Source organism: Kribbella caucasensis (assembly GCF_004361855.1).
Lineage (GTDB): Bacteria > Actinomycetota > Actinomycetes > Propionibacteriales > Kribbellaceae > Kribbella > Kribbella caucasensis.
Genome location: NZ_SNWQ01000005.1, coordinates 328,884 through 345,313, shown reverse-complemented (window position 1 = coordinate 345,313; position 16,430 = coordinate 328,884). Strand labels below are relative to the sequence as shown.

The 16,430-nt window shown below is 67.8% G+C and carries 16 protein-coding genes; 4 read left to right on the top strand and 12 right to left on the bottom strand.

Annotated features, from left to right (window positions below; genetic code table 11):
• Positions 1 to 49: 49 nt before the first annotated feature.
• The 9 genes from EV643_RS13360 to coaE form a co-directional block, all read right to left on the bottom strand.
• On the bottom strand, positions 50 to 1,180 hold the full coding sequence (locus EV643_RS13360; RefSeq protein ID WP_133800342.1) for a TerC family protein: 1,131 nt from the start codon (positions 1,178 to 1,180) through the stop codon (positions 50 to 52).
• 289 nt (positions 1,181 to 1,469) lie between these two features.
• Positions 1,470 to 1,817 (bottom strand): MmcQ/YjbR family DNA-binding protein, encoded by a 348-nt coding sequence (locus tag EV643_RS13355; RefSeq protein WP_202869538.1) that lies wholly within the window; start codon positions 1,815 to 1,817, stop codon positions 1,470 to 1,472.
• Positions 1,818 to 1,859: 42 nt separating this feature from the next.
• Entirely contained in the window at positions 1,860 to 2,225 is a 366-nt protein-coding gene (locus EV643_RS13350) for a VOC family protein (protein ID WP_133800341.1), read from the bottom strand.
• A gap of 34 nt (positions 2,226 to 2,259) precedes the next feature.
• Positions 2,260 to 4,365: an excinuclease ABC subunit UvrB gene (gene uvrB, locus EV643_RS13345; RefSeq protein WP_133800340.1), complete on the bottom strand. Its 2,106-nt coding sequence runs from the start codon at positions 4,363 to 4,365 to the stop codon at positions 2,260 to 2,262.
• Positions 4,366 to 4,490: 125 nt separating this feature from the next.
• Positions 4,491 to 5,258, bottom strand: coding sequence for a hypothetical protein (locus EV643_RS13340; RefSeq protein ID WP_133800339.1), 768 nt, complete (start codon positions 5,256 to 5,258; stop codon positions 4,491 to 4,493).
• Between the two features lie 42 nt (positions 5,259 to 5,300).
• Positions 5,301 to 6,281 (bottom strand): hypothetical protein, encoded by a 981-nt coding sequence (locus tag EV643_RS13335; RefSeq protein WP_133800338.1) that lies wholly within the window; start codon positions 6,279 to 6,281, stop codon positions 5,301 to 5,303.
• Positions 6,278 to 7,336: a hypothetical protein gene (locus EV643_RS13330; RefSeq protein WP_133800337.1), complete on the bottom strand. Its 1,059-nt coding sequence runs from the start codon at positions 7,334 to 7,336 to the stop codon at positions 6,278 to 6,280. The genes EV643_RS13335 and EV643_RS13330 overlap by 4 nt, the downstream gene beginning before the upstream one ends.
• Positions 7,333 to 8,541: a PrsW family glutamic-type intramembrane protease gene (locus EV643_RS13325; protein ID WP_133800336.1), complete on the bottom strand. Its 1,209-nt coding sequence runs from the start codon at positions 8,539 to 8,541 to the stop codon at positions 7,333 to 7,335. Before EV643_RS13325 ends, EV643_RS13330 begins: the two co-directional genes overlap by 4 nt.
• A gap of 130 nt (positions 8,542 to 8,671) precedes the next feature.
• Positions 8,672 to 9,286 (bottom strand): dephospho-CoA kinase, encoded by a 615-nt coding sequence (gene coaE / locus EV643_RS13320; protein ID WP_133800335.1) that lies wholly within the window; start codon positions 9,284 to 9,286, stop codon positions 8,672 to 8,674.
• A 67-nt stretch (positions 9,287 to 9,353) separates the two neighbouring features.
• On the opposite strand from coaE, the gene EV643_RS13315 reads away from it, so the two are divergent.
• Positions 9,354 to 10,358: a methyltransferase gene (locus EV643_RS13315; RefSeq protein ID WP_133800334.1), complete on the top strand. Its 1,005-nt coding sequence runs from the start codon at positions 9,354 to 9,356 to the stop codon at positions 10,356 to 10,358.
• Positions 10,359 to 10,489: 131 nt separating this feature from the next.
• Here the strand turns inward: EV643_RS13315 and rpsA are convergent, their stop codons facing one another.
• Both rpsA and EV643_RS13305 read right to left on the bottom strand, forming a co-directional pair.
• Entirely contained in the window at positions 10,490 to 11,968 is a 1,479-nt protein-coding gene (rpsA, locus tag EV643_RS13310) for a 30S ribosomal protein S1 (protein WP_133800333.1), read from the bottom strand.
• A gap of 268 nt (positions 11,969 to 12,236) precedes the next feature.
• The gene (locus tag EV643_RS13305) at positions 12,237 to 13,151 is read right to left on the bottom strand and encodes a phosphotransferase family protein (protein ID WP_133800332.1); all 915 of its coding nucleotides are present in this window, start codon (positions 13,149 to 13,151) and stop codon (positions 12,237 to 12,239) included.
• Between the two features lie 213 nt (positions 13,152 to 13,364).
• Between EV643_RS13305 and EV643_RS13300 the strand changes: the two genes are divergently transcribed.
• The 3 genes from EV643_RS13300 to EV643_RS13290 are packed head-to-tail and all read left to right on the top strand — an operon-like array spanning position 13,365 to position 15,300.
• Complete coding sequence (locus EV643_RS13300; RefSeq protein WP_133800331.1) at positions 13,365 to 13,943, top strand: TetR/AcrR family transcriptional regulator; 579 nt, start codon at positions 13,365 to 13,367, stop codon at positions 13,941 to 13,943.
• Positions 13,943 to 14,482, top strand: coding sequence for an SRPBCC domain-containing protein (locus tag EV643_RS13295; protein ID WP_133800330.1), 540 nt, complete (start codon positions 13,943 to 13,945; stop codon positions 14,480 to 14,482). The genes EV643_RS13300 and EV643_RS13295 overlap by 1 nt, the downstream gene beginning before the upstream one ends.
• A gap of 26 nt (positions 14,483 to 14,508) precedes the next feature.
• Entirely contained in the window at positions 14,509 to 15,300 is a 792-nt protein-coding gene (locus EV643_RS13290) for a class I SAM-dependent methyltransferase (protein WP_133800329.1), read from the top strand.
• Positions 15,301 to 15,315: 15 nt separating this feature from the next.
• Here EV643_RS13290 and pgfA read toward each other — a convergent pair whose 3' ends face one another.
• Positions 15,316 to 16,404 (bottom strand): cell envelope lipid trafficking protein PgfA, encoded by a 1,089-nt coding sequence (gene pgfA / locus EV643_RS13285; RefSeq protein ID WP_133800328.1) that lies wholly within the window; start codon positions 16,402 to 16,404, stop codon positions 15,316 to 15,318.
• Positions 16,405 to 16,430 lie beyond the last annotated feature (26 nt).

Below are 16,430 nucleotides of genomic sequence, written 5' to 3'. Positions count from 1 at the left end.
CAACTGGCTCCTCATCGACCCTGACCGATGAGGAGCCAGTCTTCTTACGTCAGGCCTTCTTGGAGTCCGTCTGCTCGGGCTGGGGCTCTTGGAGATCTTCGAGCTCCGCGCGGGTGGCCGGGTCGAGCTCGATCGGGGTGGCCTCGTCCAGCTCGCCGCCGCCGGCGGCCGCGGCGGCCGACTCCTGGCCGTTCGCCTTCGCCTCGGCCGCGGCTAAGTTGCGGGACTTGTAGAGGCTCGCGACCGTCGTGATGCCCAGCGTGATGATGATGAAGGTGAGCGACACCCAGATCGGGATCTCCGGCGCCCACTCGATGTGGTGACCGCCGTTGATGAAGGGCAGCTCGTTCTCGTGCATCGCGTGCAGCACCAGCTTGACGCCGATGAACGCGAGCACAACCGACAGGCCGAGCGACAGGTAGATCAGCCGCCGCAGCAGGTCACCGAGCAGGAAGTACAGCTGGCGCAGACCCATCAGCGCGAACACGTTCGCGGTGAAGACCAGGAACGGCTCCTGGGTCAGCCCGTAGATCGCCGGGATCGAGTCGAGCGCGAACAGCAGGTCCGTCGTACCGAGTGCGACGATCACGATCGCCATCGGGGTGACGAGGCGCTTGCCGTTCTTGATCACGGTCAGTTTGACGCCGTTGTACTCGTCGGAGGCGTTCAGGTGCCTTCTGGCGAACCGGATGACCGCGTTCTCCTTGTAGTCCTCGTCGTCGTTCTCACCCTGCATCGCGAGGTGGATCGCGGTGTAGACCAGGAAAGCGCCGAACAGGTAGAAGACCCAGGAGAACTGGTTGATCGCGGCCGCGCCGACGGCGATGAAGATACCGCGGAAGACGAGCGCCAGGATGATGCCGATCAGCAGTGCGGTCTGCTGGTACTTCCTCGGCACCTGGAACCTGGACATGATGATCAGGAAGATGAACAGGTTGTCCACACTGAGGCTGTACTCGGTCAGCCAGCCGGCGAAGAACTCCCCCGCGTACTGCCCGCCGGAGAAGGCCCAGATCCCGAGCCCGAAGACGATCGCGAGACCAACGTAGACCGCGATCGCGGTCGCGGATTCCCGGGTGGACGGCTCGTGCGGGCGCCGACCGATGATGAAGACATCGAATGCCAGCACGGCGAGCATCAGCCCGACCGTGATGTACCAGACGTAGTCGTGAACGTGCACAGGCAAACCTCCGGAGCTCAGACGTGAAAGACGGACTCCGAAGGTCTCTTCCGCCTGGCTCGAATCTCAGCCTGGCCGGCGGCACCGGGCGCGGAGACGAGCTCCCTACCGTGATGACGATACCGCCGCGAAGGAATACTCCCCTTCAACCACCCCTATTCTGTCGGGTCGGTGACCGAGTATCCAAATCGGGGACGGGCGTACCAGCTGTCGGAATGATCACGTCGCGTCAGCGGAATAATCTCACTGAGTGATCGGGTTGTACTCCGTCAAGGCTCTGCCGGCTGTCCTACGACGGCCGCCGGCTCCTCGGCAGCTTCGCCACGATGATCTCGTACGACGTATCCACCAGCTCGAGGATCTCGTCGTCCGGTACGGCGCCGCCGAGCTTGACCGAGTTCCAGCCGGACCGGCCGATGTAGGCCAACTTGGCGACATCACCGGGATAGGTCGCGACCAGCTCGTCGGCCTCATCCCGGTTCGCGCCGCACTTGATCCCGACCGAGTCGCCGCCGCCGAGGAACGCGAAGATCTTGTCCCCCACCTTCGCGACGACGTCCCCCTCCCACGGCTCGTCCTGCCACGCCCCCGGCTTCGTCAGGCAGTGCTCCAGCAGCTCAGCCCCGTCCAGTCTCATCCGTCACTCCCTATCACCCGTCACGCCGGACAACTCCCCAGGTCAGCTGTGGGTGACGGCCTCGACGTTGTTGCCGTCCGGGTCGCGGACGAACACGCCGTAGTACCCCGGGTGGTACTCCGGCCACTCACGCGGCTCGTGCAGAATCTCGGTCCCCAGCTCCTGGGCTGCCTCGAAGACCTTGTCCACCGCGGCCCGATCCGGCGCCACGAACGCGACGTGGATCTCCCGCTGCACGCCGCCCTGCGCCTTCCCGAGCCAGAATCGCGGAAAACCGTCCGGTCCGGCCAGCCCTAGCGCGTCGCCGTAATCCATCGCGACCGTGACACCGAGCGGCGCGAGCAGGCGCTCGTAGAACGCCCTGCTCGCCGCCAGATCATCACACTGCACCGACACGTGGTCGAGCATGTCTCCCCCTCCCCTTCGTACGCCAGGCCTCTGACTACTTGGCGCCGGCGTTGACCATTTGGCGGAGTTCTTTCTTGAGTTCGGAGATCTCGTCGCGGTAGCGGGCGGCGACCTCGAACTGGAGCTCGGCGGCGGCGTTGTGCATCTGGTCGGTCAGCTGCTGGATCAGGTCGGCCAGGTCGGAGGACGGCAGACCACCGGCCAGCTCCCTCGCCTTCTCGCCGGCCTTCTGCTTCCCGCCGCCCGGGACCGGGGCCTTCCCGCGCGACTGGGTCCGGCCGGAGCCGAGCAGTTCGGCGGTGTCGGCGTCCTCGCGGGCCAGCATGTCGGTGATGTCGGCGATCTTCTTCCGCAGCGGCTGCGGGTCGACACCGTTCGCCTCGTTGTACGCGACCTGCTTGGCCCGGCGGCGGTTGGTCTCGTCGATCGCCTGTTCCATCGACGGGGTGATCTTGTCGGCGTACATGAACACCTGGCCGGACACGTTTCGCGCGGCCCGGCCGATGGTCTGGATCAGGGACCGGCCCGACCGCAGGAAGCCCTCCTTGTCGGCGTCCAGGATCGCGACCAGCGACACCTCGGGCAGGTCCAGCCCCTCGCGGAGCAGGTTGATCCCGACCAGTACGTCGTACTCGCCCATCCGGAGCTCGCGGAGCAGCTCGACCCGGCGGAGCGTGTCCACCTCGCTGTGCAGGTACCTGGTCCGGATCCCCATCTCCAGCAGGTAGTCGGTCAGGTCCTCGGACATCTTCTTCGTCAGCGTGGTGACCAGGATCCGCTCGTCCTTCTCGACCCGGATCCGGATCTCGTGGATCAGGTCGTCGATCTGGCCCTTGGTCGGCTTGACGAGCACCTCGGGATCGATCAGCCCGGTCGGCCGGATCAGCTGCTCGACGAACCCGTCGGACTTGTCCTGCTCGTACTGCCCCGGGGTGGCGGACAGGTAGACGGTCTGCCCGATCCGCTCCAGGAACTCCTCCCAGCGCAGCGGCCGGTTGTCCATCGCCGACGGCAACCGGAACCCGTGCTCCACCAGCGTCCGCTTGCGCGACATGTCGCCCTCGTACATCCCGCCGATCTGCGGCACGGTGACGTGCGACTCGTCGATCACCAGCAGGAAGTCCTCGGGGAAGTAGTCCAGCAGGCAGTGCGGCGCCGTCCCCGGCTCGCGGCCGTCGGTGTGCCGGGAGTAGTTCTCGATCCCCGAGCAGGTGCCGATCTGCCGCATCATCTCGATGTCGTACGTCGTCCGCATCCGCAGCCGCTGGGCCTCCAGCAACTGGCCACCACGCTCGAGCTCGGCCAGCCGCTCCTCCAGCTCGGCCTCGATCGAGGTGATCGCGCGCTCCATCCGCTCGGGCGCGGTCACGTAGTGCGTCGCGGCGCCGATGTAGACCTCGTCCTCCTCGCTCAGCACCTCGCCGGTCAGCGGGTGCAGCGTCATCACCCGCTCGATCTCGTCGCCGAAGAACTCCACCCGGACGGCGAGCTCCTGGTACACCGGGAACACCTCGAGCGTGTCGCCCCGGACCCGGAAGGTGCCCCGCGTCCCGGCCAGGTCGTTGCGGGCGTACTGCACCCCGACCAGCTTCCGGAGCAGGCCGTCCCGGTCCATCTCGGTGCCGACCTTGACGTGGATCATCCGGTTCAGGTACTCGTCGGCGGACCCCAGGCCGTAGATGCACGACACCGTCGCGACCACGACCACGTCGCGCCGGGTGAGCAGGGACCAGGTCGCCGAGTGCCGGAGCCGCTCGACCTCCTCGTTGATCGAGGAGTCCTTCTCGATGTAGGTGTCCGTCTGTGGGACGTACGCCTCTGGCTGGTAGTAGTCGTAGTACGAGACGAAGTACTCGACCGCGTTGGCGGGGAAGAACTGGCGCAACTCGTTCGCGAACTGGGCGGCGAGGGTCTTGTTCGGCTGCAGGATGAGCATCGGCCGCTGGATCCGCTCGGCCAGCCAGGCCATCGTCGCGGTCTTGCCGGTACCGGTCGCGCCGAGCAGCACGACGTCCTGCTCGCCCGCGTTGATCCTGCGCTCGAGCTCGTCGATCGCGGCGGGCTGGTCACCCGCCGGGTCGAAGTCGGACACGACCTTGAGCGGCGCGACCATCCGCTGGAGATCCGAGACCTGTCTCATGCCCCCCACCGTACGGCCAGCCGCCGACAGTTTTCGAATACGAGCCCATCGGCGCCCGCCACGGACGGAGTACGGGGGCTCAGGCGGACGGAGTACAGGGGGTCAGGCTGCCGGAGTACAGGGGGTCAGAAGGAGCGGACCAGGGTCCCGTTCATGTTCAGGATCTCCTGTTTGCGCTTGGCCCAGACCTCACGCTGCAGCGCCGAATCCGTCGCCGTCGTCTGCCCGTTGTGGTCCTCGAACGCCTGCACGAACCCGGAGAACACCACCGGCTTCTTGCCCTTGACAGGCACGACGGCCGAGTAGTTGGTCGCGTAGCACACCTTCAGCGTCTTGTTCGGGCACTTCCGGAAGCTGCCCTTGCCGATCACCACGTGCTGCAGGTTGTTCGACTCCACGTCGACCAGGTGTTCCGCGAACGCCTTCGCGCCCATCAGCCTGGTCTGCCGGATCCAGAAGTACCCGTCGATCGCCCCCGGCCGGCCGGGCTCGGGCAGCAGGTAGCTGACCCCCGAGCGGGACGTGTCCGGGTCCTTGATCCAGCCCTTGGCCGGGGTGAACCAGACCCCGCCGCCGACCTCGACACCCTTGTCGTACGGCCCCCTGGTGATCACCGGCTGAGTCGGCGCCGGCGTGGGCGGCGTGTACAGCGTCCCCACCGGCTCCGGTGTCACCGTCTCCGTCGGCGCCGCAGCGGCCGGCTCGTCCTTCTTGCCGCCGCTGGTCACCAGCAGCACCGTGCCGGTCGCGATCAGCAGCACTGCCAGCACCGCACCACCCATCACGATCCACTGCGTCTTGCCGGACCGCTGCGGACTGCGGAACTGCTGCGGCGGGGAACCCCAGCCACCCTGCCCGGGCGGTCCCTGGGGAGGTCCGTACTGCTGACTCATCTGCGCCTCTCGCGATGACTGAACTGGTTGAGCGGTGTGGGGTCAGAGACTGTCGATCACGGACTGCTTCATCGGCGCCGCGTCGGCCTCGGCCTTCGCCGCGTAGTCCGACCGGGTCCGGAAGTCCAGCGCCGTGACGACCCCGTCCTTGCGCCGGTACGCCTCCACGAAACCCTGGACCTTGATGCCCTTGGACGTGGACGTGTAGGTGATCGCGACGCACTCCACCAAGACGTCCTTCGGGCAGGCCAGGTTCCGGATGTTGCCGAGCTGAGCGATCTCGTTCTCGGTCTCCCCCTCGACGATGCCGAGCAGGAACGTCCGGGCGGTCGTGTTCTGCTTCTGCCGGACCCACAGGAACGCCCGCGGCTCGCGGTTCGGCGCATACGTGACGAGTTGCTTGCCCTTCGTCTCACTGGCCAGCACACTCCAGCCGTTCACCGGTACGACGTACACGCCGTGCTCCACAGCGATCGCGTTGGGCGGCGGACTGTACGTCGACGGAGAGGGCGTGGTCACGATCGCCGTCGGACTGGGCTGCGGTGTGGCCTTGTCGCCACCCCTGGTCAGAACGACCAGCCCGAGAGCAACCAGTGCGACGACGGCGACCCCGGCGACGATCGGGATGAGCAGCGGTGGGAGCCCCGACTTCTTCTTCTTGACCGGCTCGGGCCGTCGCAAGGACGGCGGCCCCACGTTGGTGCCCCACGCCGAACTGGTCTCCGTCGCAGGACCAGGCGCCGGTCCTCCGCTGCCACCGGTGTCACCCCAGCCACCACTGCCCGAACCCGCAGTACCGGTGTCGCCCCAGGCAGCGCCCGCGTCCGCAGTACCGGTGTTGCCCCATGCGTCACCGGCGCCTGCTGAACCGCCTTCGGTCCACGGAGATGGGCGTGGCGGAACCTCGAGCGACCAGGGGGACGGCGGCAGCTCCGGTTCGGCTGCTGCCGTCTCCTCCTCGGTCGGCCCGGTCTGCTTCACCCATGGGTTCGCGGGCTGGCCCTTGTCGCGCTTGTTGTTCACTGGCTCGCAATCACCGACTTCATCATCGCCGTCGAGTCGGGCTGGATCGTACTCGCCTTGTCCTTGCGGCCGAACACCCGGATGATCGTGATCACGCCGTCGTTGCGCTCGATCACGCCGACGAACCCGATCACCGGGAAGCTGCCGCTCTGGCTGGTCGCGGTCGCCTCGAAGGCCTGCGTGGTGACCAGCTTGACCTCGGTCTTGTCGTCGGCGCCCGGCTTGAGCTCGCGCGGCTCCTTCGCCTTGAACCCGCCCGGCGTCGCCTTCTTCTCGATCTCGAGCAGCTGCGGCAGGACCGTCTGCGTGTTTTGGCCCTCTGCCTTGATCGCGTTCACCATGAAGTACGCCTCGCCCTGCTTGAGCAGGAACACACCGGTGAACTTGTCCATGGTCTTGCGGATGTAGCCCGCGGCCGGCTTCACGTAGACGCCCTCGGCGACCTCGATGCCCTCGTCCACGTCTGCCGTGGGCTGCCCGGTCGGCTCGCTGGTCGGCGTCGGGTTCGGCTCGACGTTGTTGTCGTCACCGCGGCCGAAGATCAGCGCGAGCACGATGCCGATCACCACCACGACGGCCAGCGCACCACCGGCGAGCAACAGGATCTTGTTGTTGCCCTTGCCGCGCTGCCGGTCGAACTGCTGCTGTCCCTGCGGACCCCACGGCGGCGGCTGCTGTCCGGGGTACTGCTGCTGCCCCGGGAAGGTCTGCTGCTGCGTCGGGTAACCGGGCTGCTGCTGTCCCGGGTACTGCTGCCCTTGCTGGTACTGCGGCTGCTGGGGCTGGCCCTGGTACGGCGGCTGCCCCTGCTGCGGTTGCCCCTGATATGGCGGTTGCTGCGGTGGCTGCCCCTGGTACGGCGGCTGTTGGGGCGGTTGCCCCTGGTACGGCGGCTGCTGCGGCGGACGGCCGTACCCAGGCTGACCCTGCTGGGGCTGCCCCTGATACGACGGCTGCCCCTGCTGCGGTTGCCCCTGGTACGGCGCTTGCTGGGGCGGCTGGCCCTGGTACGGCGGCTGTCCACCCGGACCGTACGGCGGTTGCTGGTTGCTCATGCCTGCATCTCCCCAGTTCCCTCGTAGCCTGCTGCCGGCGCGCTCCCTTGCACAGCCACACCACGGTCGGACTTCGGCACGGATCGCACCGAGTTGCCGCAGGCGGAGCAGAAGTCCGAGTGCGGGAGCAACGGCATCTCGCAGCGCGAGCAGAACGCCAGCTCACCGGACGCGTGGTTGGACCCGCCGCGGGCGGCAGACTCCAGCGCCGCCTCCAGCAGACCTTTGTGCAACACGGTCCGGACCAGGACGATCAGCCCGCCGAGCAACACCAGGCCCCAGGCCACGCCAAGGATCGCGCCGACCGTCGAGCCGTGACCGCCGACGAAGCCGAGCAGGTAGACGCCGCCGTGGAACAGCGCGTTCACCAGCATCGCCTGGAGCAGGCCGGCCGCCCAGCGGGGCGTGAATCCGTCGTACTTCTCACCCAGGCCGGAGAACTCCGCGACCGCGAGACCGGTTGCCGATCCGTAGATCAGCGGCTTCAGGAATCCGTGCAGCACGACCACCGAGATCCAGGTGCCCGCGCTGCTGCCCGGACCGGCGAACCCGCCGCTGATCCAGCCCCAGTGCAGTACCAGCGTCTCGAAGCAGGCGAACCCGACTCCGGCCACCACGCCGAAGGTGAACCCGTCCATCAGGTCGTCGTACCGTGCGCGGGAGGCGAGGTACAGCGGGCCGACCTGCCGGATCAGCTCCGACACCACCGGGACCAGCAGCACCAGGATCAGCAGGTCGCGGCCGGACGGGCCGGCCTCGTTGCCACCGATCGTGCCGAGTGACAGGCCGACCTGGTCGGACCACAACCACGTGAACACCGCGGCCAGCACACCGGTCAGCACGAACGCGGCGGCGACGACCGGTACCGGTTCGTCCTCCCACAGGTTCACGTCGTACAAGTAGAGGATGTACACGATCGGAATGGCGAAGGCGGCCACCATGATCGCGACCGGCAGCGCGCCGAGCGCGGCGGTCACCACCGTGAGCAGCAGCGCGATGCCGAGCGCCACCTTGTACGTGTACGGCTGCCGACCGGCGCCCTGCGGCATGATCGTCGAGACCAGCCGGAACGACGCGACCGGCTCATCCGGCTTCGCGGCGTACGCCTTCTTCCGCCCCGCGTCCCCGGACTGCAGATCAGTGCCACAGTGATGGCAGAAATGCGATACCTCGGGGACTTCAGAGCTACAGCGCGGACAGTCCACGCCATCCTCCCAACCTTGGACTTGCGGACCGGCGCGGGGGACGCGCCGGGGGCCGACCGGACCCGGGCCCGTCGAACCGGCTGCGATTCTTGTACAGCCCGGCCCGGATTCATCATTTACCGCGCAGGGGTCACGCTTTCGTGTCCGGACCGTGGCCTGCCCGCGCCCGCAGAGCGCTCCACACCTCGTCGATCCGGCGGTCGAGTTCGTCAAGTGAGCCGGAGTTGTCGATCACCACATCGGCCACCGCGAGCCGGTCCTCACGCGACGACTGACTGGCGATCCGGCTCTTCGCTTCCTCGTCAGTCATCCCCCGCTGCTCCGCGAGCCGCTCGACCTGTACCTCGACCGGTACGTCGACCACCAGCACCAGATCGAACTCCCCGGCCTGTCCGGTCTCCACCAGCAACGGGATGTCATGCACCACGACCGCATCGTCCGGCGCCGCAGCCTCGATCTCGGCCGCCCGGGCCCGGACCCGCGGATGGATGATCGCCTCCAGCTTCCGCCGGGCCGCCTCATCCCCGAACACCAACCGCCCGACGGCAGGCCGATCCAGCTCCCCCGCCGCCGTCAGCACCTCCCCGAAGGCCGCCACCACCTCGGCCAGTCCATCGGTGCCCTTGGCCACCACTTCCCGCGCCAGCACATCGGAGTCGATCACCACAGCGCCGCGCGCCGCCAACCGCGTTGACACCGCACTCTTCCCCGACCCGATACCCCCGGTAAGCCCGACTCTCAGCACCCCCGCACCCTATCCAGGTGCTGCTCACACCTCGAACCAGCCGCACCCCAGGGAGCACAATGCCCCCATGGACGCCTCCCGAGAGCTCCACCGCCTGGTCACCGGGTACCAGGTTTCGCAGGCAGTACACGTCGCCGCAAACCTGGGCCTGTCCGACCTGCTCGCCGACGGTCCGAGAAGCGTGGCCGAGCTCGCCGATGCCACGGGAGCGGACACACGTTCGTTGGCTCGTCTGATGCGTGCGCTGGCCACGGTCGGGCTGTACGTCAGGGACGGCGACGACAGGTTCGCGAACACCGAGCTTGGTGACGCCCTCCGGACGGATGCGCCGCGTTCGGTCGCCGGCTGGGCGCGATTCGTCGGCCGCCCGTACCACTGGCAGGCGTATGGCTCGCTGGAGCACAGCGTTCGCACGGGTGAAAACGCGTTCGCCGCTGTCCACGGCGAGTCGGTTTGGGACTACCTTGCCAAGCGTCCCGACGAGCAGAAGATCTTCGGCGACGCCATGACGGCCTTGTCCCAGGCGGTGGCCGACGACGTCGTGACCGCCTACGACTTCAGCCGGTTCAGCACGATCGTCGATGTCGGCGGCGGCCACGGGATCCTGTTGGCGACCATTCTGTCCCACTATCCGTCGGTCAACGGCGTGCTCTTCGACCAGCCTGATGTCGTGGCCGGCGCACACGAACTGCTGTCGGCGACCGGAGTGTCGCCGCGTTGCCGGGTGGTCGGGGGCAGCTTCTTCGACGCAGTCCCGGAGGGTGGGGACGCCTACCTTCTGAAGGCAGTGATCCACGACTGGCCGGAGGCGGAGTCCGTGGAGATCCTGCGCACCTGCCGGCGGTCGATACCGGCGGACGGTCGCCTGCTGTTGGTGGAGCAGTTGCCGGACGAGTCTCCTGACCCCGTTCGGACGGCGTTCTCCGACCTCACCATGCTCGCCATCGCAGGCGGCCGGGAACGTACGACGGACGAGTACCGCTCGTTGCTCGCGGCGGCCGGCTTCGATCTCATCCGGACGGTGCCGACCGGGAGCGCCGTGTTCGTGATCGAGGCGGCGCCTGTTCAGTAGCCGGCGGCGCCTGTTCAGCTGCCGCAGCGCCTGTTCAGTAGCCGAAATGGGTCACCGAACGAGCGAGACCCCCGCACCCAGTACGGGGGTGCGGGGGTCTCGGGCTCGATCAGTTGAGCTCAGCCGGTGGATCAGCCCTGGCCGGTCAGCTTCTCGCGGAGCGCCTGCAGGGCCTCGTCGGATGCGAGCGCGCCCTCGACGGGAGCGTCGTCCTTCGGGGCGGCCGCGGACGAGTACGTGGAGGCCTCGCCGGCCTCGACGTCCGCCGTCTTGGCGTCCTCGATCTGCTTCTTGTGGGCCTCCCAGCGCGCGTGGGCCTCGGCGTACTGCCGCTCCCACTCCTCACGCTGCTTGTCGAAGCCCTCGAGCCACTCGCCCGTCTCCGGGTCGAAGCCGTCCGGGTAGACGTAGTTGCCCTGCTCGTCGTACGTCGCCGCCATGCCGTACAGCGTGGGGTCGAAGTCGTCGGAGACCGGGTCGACCCCCTCGTTGGCCTGCTTCAGCGACAGCGAGATCCGGCGCCGCTCGAGGTCGATGTCGATGATCTTGACCATCACATCGTCGTTGACCTGGACGACCTGCTCCGGGATCTCGACGTGACGCTCGGCCAGCTCGGAGATGTGCACCAGACCCTCGATGCCCTCCTCGACCCGGACGAACGCGCCGAACGGAACCAGCTTGGTGACCTTGCCGGGCACGATCTGGCCCATCTGGTGGGTCCGGGCGAACTGCTGCCACGGGTCCTCCTGGGTCGCCTTCAGCGACAGCGAGACGCGCTCGCGGTCCATGTCGACGTCCAGCACCTCGACGGTGACCTCCTGGCCGACCTCGACCACCTCGGTCGGGTGGTCGATGTGCTTCCAGGACAGCTCCGACACGTGCACCAGACCGTCGACGCCGCCGAGGTCCACGAACGCACCGAAGTTGACGATCGAGGAGACGACACCCTTGCGGATCTGGCCCTTCTGCAGCTGGGTGAGGAAGTTCATCCGCACCTCGGACTGCGTCTGCTCCAGCCACGCCCGGCGGGACAGGACCACGTTGTTGCGGTTCTTGTCCAGCTCGATGATCTTGGCCTCGATCTCCTGGCCGACGTACGGCTGGAGGTCGCGGACCCGGCGCATCTCGACCAGCGAGGCCGGCAGGAAGCCACGGAGGCCGATGTCCAGGATGAGACCACCCTTGACGACCTCGATGACGGTGCCGGTGACGACGCCGTCCTCTTCCTTGATCTTCTCGATCGTGCCCCACGCCTTCTCGTACTGAGCGCGCTTCTTGGACAGGATCAGACGGCCTTCCTTGTCCTCCTTCTGGAGAACCAGGGCCTCGACGTGATCACCGACGTTGACGACCTCGTTCGGGTCGACGTCGTGCTTGATCGACAGCTCGCGGGAGGGGATCACGCCTTCGGTCTTGTAACCGATGTCGAGCAGGACCTCGTCCCGGTCGACCTTGACGATGGTGCCCTCGACGATGTCGCCGTCGTTGAAGTACTTGATGGTCTGATCGATCGCCGCGAGGAAGTCTTCCTCCGACCCGATGTCATTGACCGCTACCTGCGGGGTGGTGCGTACTGCGGGGTCGAGAGGTGCCTCGATGCTGGCCGTCATGTGGTGGGTTGCTCCGTGGGCTGATGGTGTTGTACGGGTGCGTCATGGACCGTTGATCGCACCAAACCGCTGGAAAGCCTGAAGAGGACAGAGTCACCACCGCCTGCTGCGAGCACGGGCCTGCTCCGTCCGAGGTCGCGCGGGCCCATAGCGCATCTCACAGAATACGGGTATTGACGAAGGCACGGCAACCCGGGGCACCCGGTCGTACCGGCCGCCCGCCGAGGTCACCCGACGTGCCACTTGTACTCAATGTACGACGCCCAGCTCAGGCCGGCGGCCCGACGTCCAGATCCGGCCTGTCGCCGGCGAGGTCGGCCGTGTCGGCGATCCGGGTGATCAGTGCGTGAGCGGCCGCCGCCACTGGATTCGCCGTACGGCGTGTCGCCAGGTCGATCAGCGCCCACAGATCGGCGGCCCGGCCGAGATCCTGCAGCCGTGGATCACCCAGCCCGGGCGCGTGCTCGCGGACGACGCGAAGAGCGGCCCCGCCGAGCGCCGGATCCGTGCAGAACCGAAGGAGATTCCCGAGATCCGTGTAGGGCGAACCAGCGTGCGCGAATTCCCAGTCGATCAGCCCGGTGATCTGCTGCGTGTCCGGGTCGACCAGCAGGTTCTTCGGGTTGAAGTCGCTGTGCACCAGGCAGACCCGATCCACTCCCCCGACCAGCACGTCCTCGGCCAGGCCGACCACGTCCCCGAGGTTCGAGACCTGTTTCTCGTCCAGTTCGAGGTCCGCGACGTGCGCATCGACGTACTGCTGCAGATCGCCGAAGTCGTACGGCCGCACCGTCAACTCCCGGCCGACGAACTCGCCGACCACCCGGAACGGCATCCCGCTCAACCGGACGAGTAGTTCGCCCAGGTGCTGCCCGACCCGTCGCCGCTCGGCCTCACCCGCCGTCTGCAGGTAGACCTCCAGGTTCGCCCCCGGCAACCGCTCCGTCAGCACGTACGGCGGATCGTCCGGCGACCCCTCCGGCTTCGCGTCCAGCACGCGGGGAACCGGCAGCAGCCCGCGGACGAGCTCCATCAGGGACACGTCGACCGCCGCCCGCTCCGGCTGCCGCACGTACAGCCGCAACACGGCATCCTCCCCGGCAGCGCTCACCGCATACGTCTCACCGCCGTAGCCGCCGGTCAGGGGAACAGCACTCGCCGCGATCGCCTCGAACCCATCCACACCCCGATCCTGCCGGACGGCCCCGACAAGCCCCGGACCGCCACCACTACACCCGCACATGGACCGCGGAGCCGTACTCCCACCACTCACCAAACTCGTGCAACGGCCCCGACGCCGCGACCGCTGAGCGTGCGGCAACCCCGATCCGGGGCGTTGATGAGTGCTGGGCGTCCGCTATGATTTACGAAACCGCAGTAGCGGAAAGGGAGCGCGATGGTTGGGCGAGGACGACCACGGGACGCCGAGGTCGAGGGGAAGGTGCTCGAGGCCGCGGTGGCCGAGTTGCGCCAGCGTGGTTATGAAGGGCTGGCGATGGACCGGGTGGCCGAGCGGGCCGGCGTCGCCAAGACGACGATCTACCGGCGCTGGTCCTCCAAGGCCGAGCTCGTCGTCGCGCTGATCACCCATCTCCGCGATGACGTCCCGTTCGAACCAGGCGACGATTCCCGGCGCGACCTCACCGCTCTCGTCACCGCGATCGCGGCCCGCCTCACCAGCACCCCGACCACCCTGGTCGCCGACCTCGCCGCGGCGGCCGCCCGCGATCCCCGGATCAGCGAAAGCGTCCGCACCCTCTGGGCCGCACGACACCGCGCAGTCACCGAAGTCGTGGCCAAGGCGCAACAGGACGGGCTCGTCCTGACCCACGTCGCGCCCGCCGTACTGGTCGATCAGTTGGTCGGCCCGCTGTACTACCGGCTCCTCGTCACCGGCGAGCCGCTCACCCCTGAATACGCCCGGACGCTCGTGACCAGCGTCCTCGGCCCCAGCCGCTCAGACCAGGAGTCCTGATGACCACCGCCACCAAGAAGACCCCCGTACGCCGCAAGCTGCTGGCCGGCCTGGGCGTCTTCGTCCTCCTCCTCGCCGGGTACACCGTCTTCACAATCGCCCGCCCGTACGTCCTGCACACCGAGATCGAGATCGACGCGACACCGGACCAGGTGTGGAAGGTGCTCGCCGACCGCGCCGCCTACCCCGAGTGGAACCCGTTCATCATCGCCGCGTCCGGTGAGCTGAAGACCGGCGCGATCATCAGCAACACCCTCCGCGACACGAACGGCAAAGAGACCACCTTCACCCCCGAACTGCTGGCCGTCGAGCCCGGCAAGGAACTGCGCTGGATCGGCAAGATCGGTTTCGGCGGCATCTTCGACGGCGAGCACACGTTCCGGATCGAGCCGCTCACCGACGGCCGCTCCCGCCTGATCCACGAGGAACACTTCCGCGGTGTCGCGATCCCCTTCACCACCGGAATGCTCAACGACACGATCAGGCCCCAGTTCGAGGCCATGAACCAGGCCCTCGCCACCCGCGCCGCGGCCGAGTAGCCGAGCCGAGTAGCTAAGGTGACTGGGTGGTCGAGCCGCAACGCACCGAGCTGACCGAGGCGCAGAGTTCCCGGGCCAGCCGGACCTACTGGGATTCGGCGGCCGGGGAGTACCTCGAAGAACATGGCGCGTTCCTCGGTGACGACCGCTTCATCTGGTGTCCCGAGGGCGTCGACGAGGAGCAGGCCCAACTCCTCGGCAGCACCCGCGGCAAACGGATCCTCGAGGTCGGTTGCGGCGCGGCCCAGTGTGCGCGGTGGCTCACCAAGCAGGGCGCCGACGTGGTCGCCTTCGACATCTCCGTCGAGCAGCTCCGGATCGGCCGGGACCTCGACCGCCGGACCGGGACCGCCGTACGGACCGTCGCCGCCGACGTGACCGCGATCCCGTTCCCGGACGCGACCTTCGACCTCGCCTGCTCGGCCTTCGGCGCACTGCCGTTCGTCGCCGACGCCGAGGCCGCACTCCGCGAGATCGCCCGGACCCTCAAACCCCAAGGACTACTGGTCTTCTCGGTCACCCACCCGATCCGGTGGAGCCTGCCGGACGACCCGACCCCGGCCGGCCTGCGGATCACCCAGTCGTACTTCGACCGCACGCCGTACGTCGAAGTCGACGCCCAGGGCACGGCCGTGTACGCCGAGCACCACCGGACCCTAGGCGACTGGATCCAGGCCCTCACCGGCGCCGGGTTCGTCATCGACGACCTGATCGAACCCGAGTGGCCGGCCGGTCACGACCAGGTCTGGGGCGGCTGGGGACCTGACCGCGGCCGCCTGATCCCAGGCACCGCGATCTGGTCCGCCCACAAAAGCTGACCAGCCCACCCGGATCTAAGCAGCAGCCCGCCGGGCCGAGCTCCGAAGTACCGACAGCGCCACAACCAACCCGAGCAGCAGCAAGCCGACGATCAACGACACCAGCGGCACCCAGAACCCGATCAGGTTCAGCTGAGCGGCCTTGTCCTTGTAGCCGCCCTCTTCGCGCCCGTCCTCCCGCGCGCCGTCGACGTTCTTCTTCACCGTCGCGTCGTCGTACGCGATCGTCACCCGGGTCGCGGTCACCTTCGGCTCACCGTTGTAGTCGAGGGTCGCGAGCTGCTTCTCCTCGCCCTTGATGATCGCGCCGGTGATCGGCTCGATCCACAGCGTCCGGGTGTTCTGGTAGCTGCGCTGCACCTCGGCCGAGTCCTTGCCCGGCTCGTCGACCAGCTTGCCCGGCACCAGGAGCGGCTTGGCCAGCGGGATGTCCTGCTTCGGCACTTCCTGCTCGAAGACGTAGACCTTCAACCCGTTCAGCACGGCCTCGCGCTTGTACTGGATGGGGAACGCCTTCCGCGTGCTGGTGTCCCAGAAGTTGTAGGTCTTCTTCTCGGTGCCGAACGGGAACTTCAGCACCAGGCCCTCGTGTCCCTTGAAGAACGGGCTGGCCGGGTCCGGCCGCAACCGGTCCTCGGGCTTCAGCGTGGTGGTGATGTACTCGCCGCTCTTGTCGTTCGGGTCGGTCGGGTTCAACCGCACCGCCTCGCCGGTGTGCGCGTCCAGGACGACGCGTTCCTGGACGAAGCTCAGCGGCGCGTCCTCCGTGTTCGAGGCGTCGTCGGGGAACTTGTAGTCCGGCGAGTCGTCGGTCACCACCGCCGTGTCGAACACCACCACCTTGCGGTTCAGCGCCTTGCTGATCCGCTCGGCCGCGACCACGTCACCGCGGACGGTACGGCGCGCCTCCAGCTCGACGGGCGACTTCTCGGCCAGGTCAGCGACGCTGAAGATGGTCGCGTCCGGTCCGGCGGACACGGTATGCGCGACCTGGTCGGCCGGCGCCACCGCCAGCGTCGGATACGCGTAGAACTTGGCCAGCGCGGCCACCCCGACAAAGAAGATTCCCAGTGCGATCACCAGGGCACGACTGCGATTCCCCACAACAACCCCTCCCGGTCTGTCCGCGG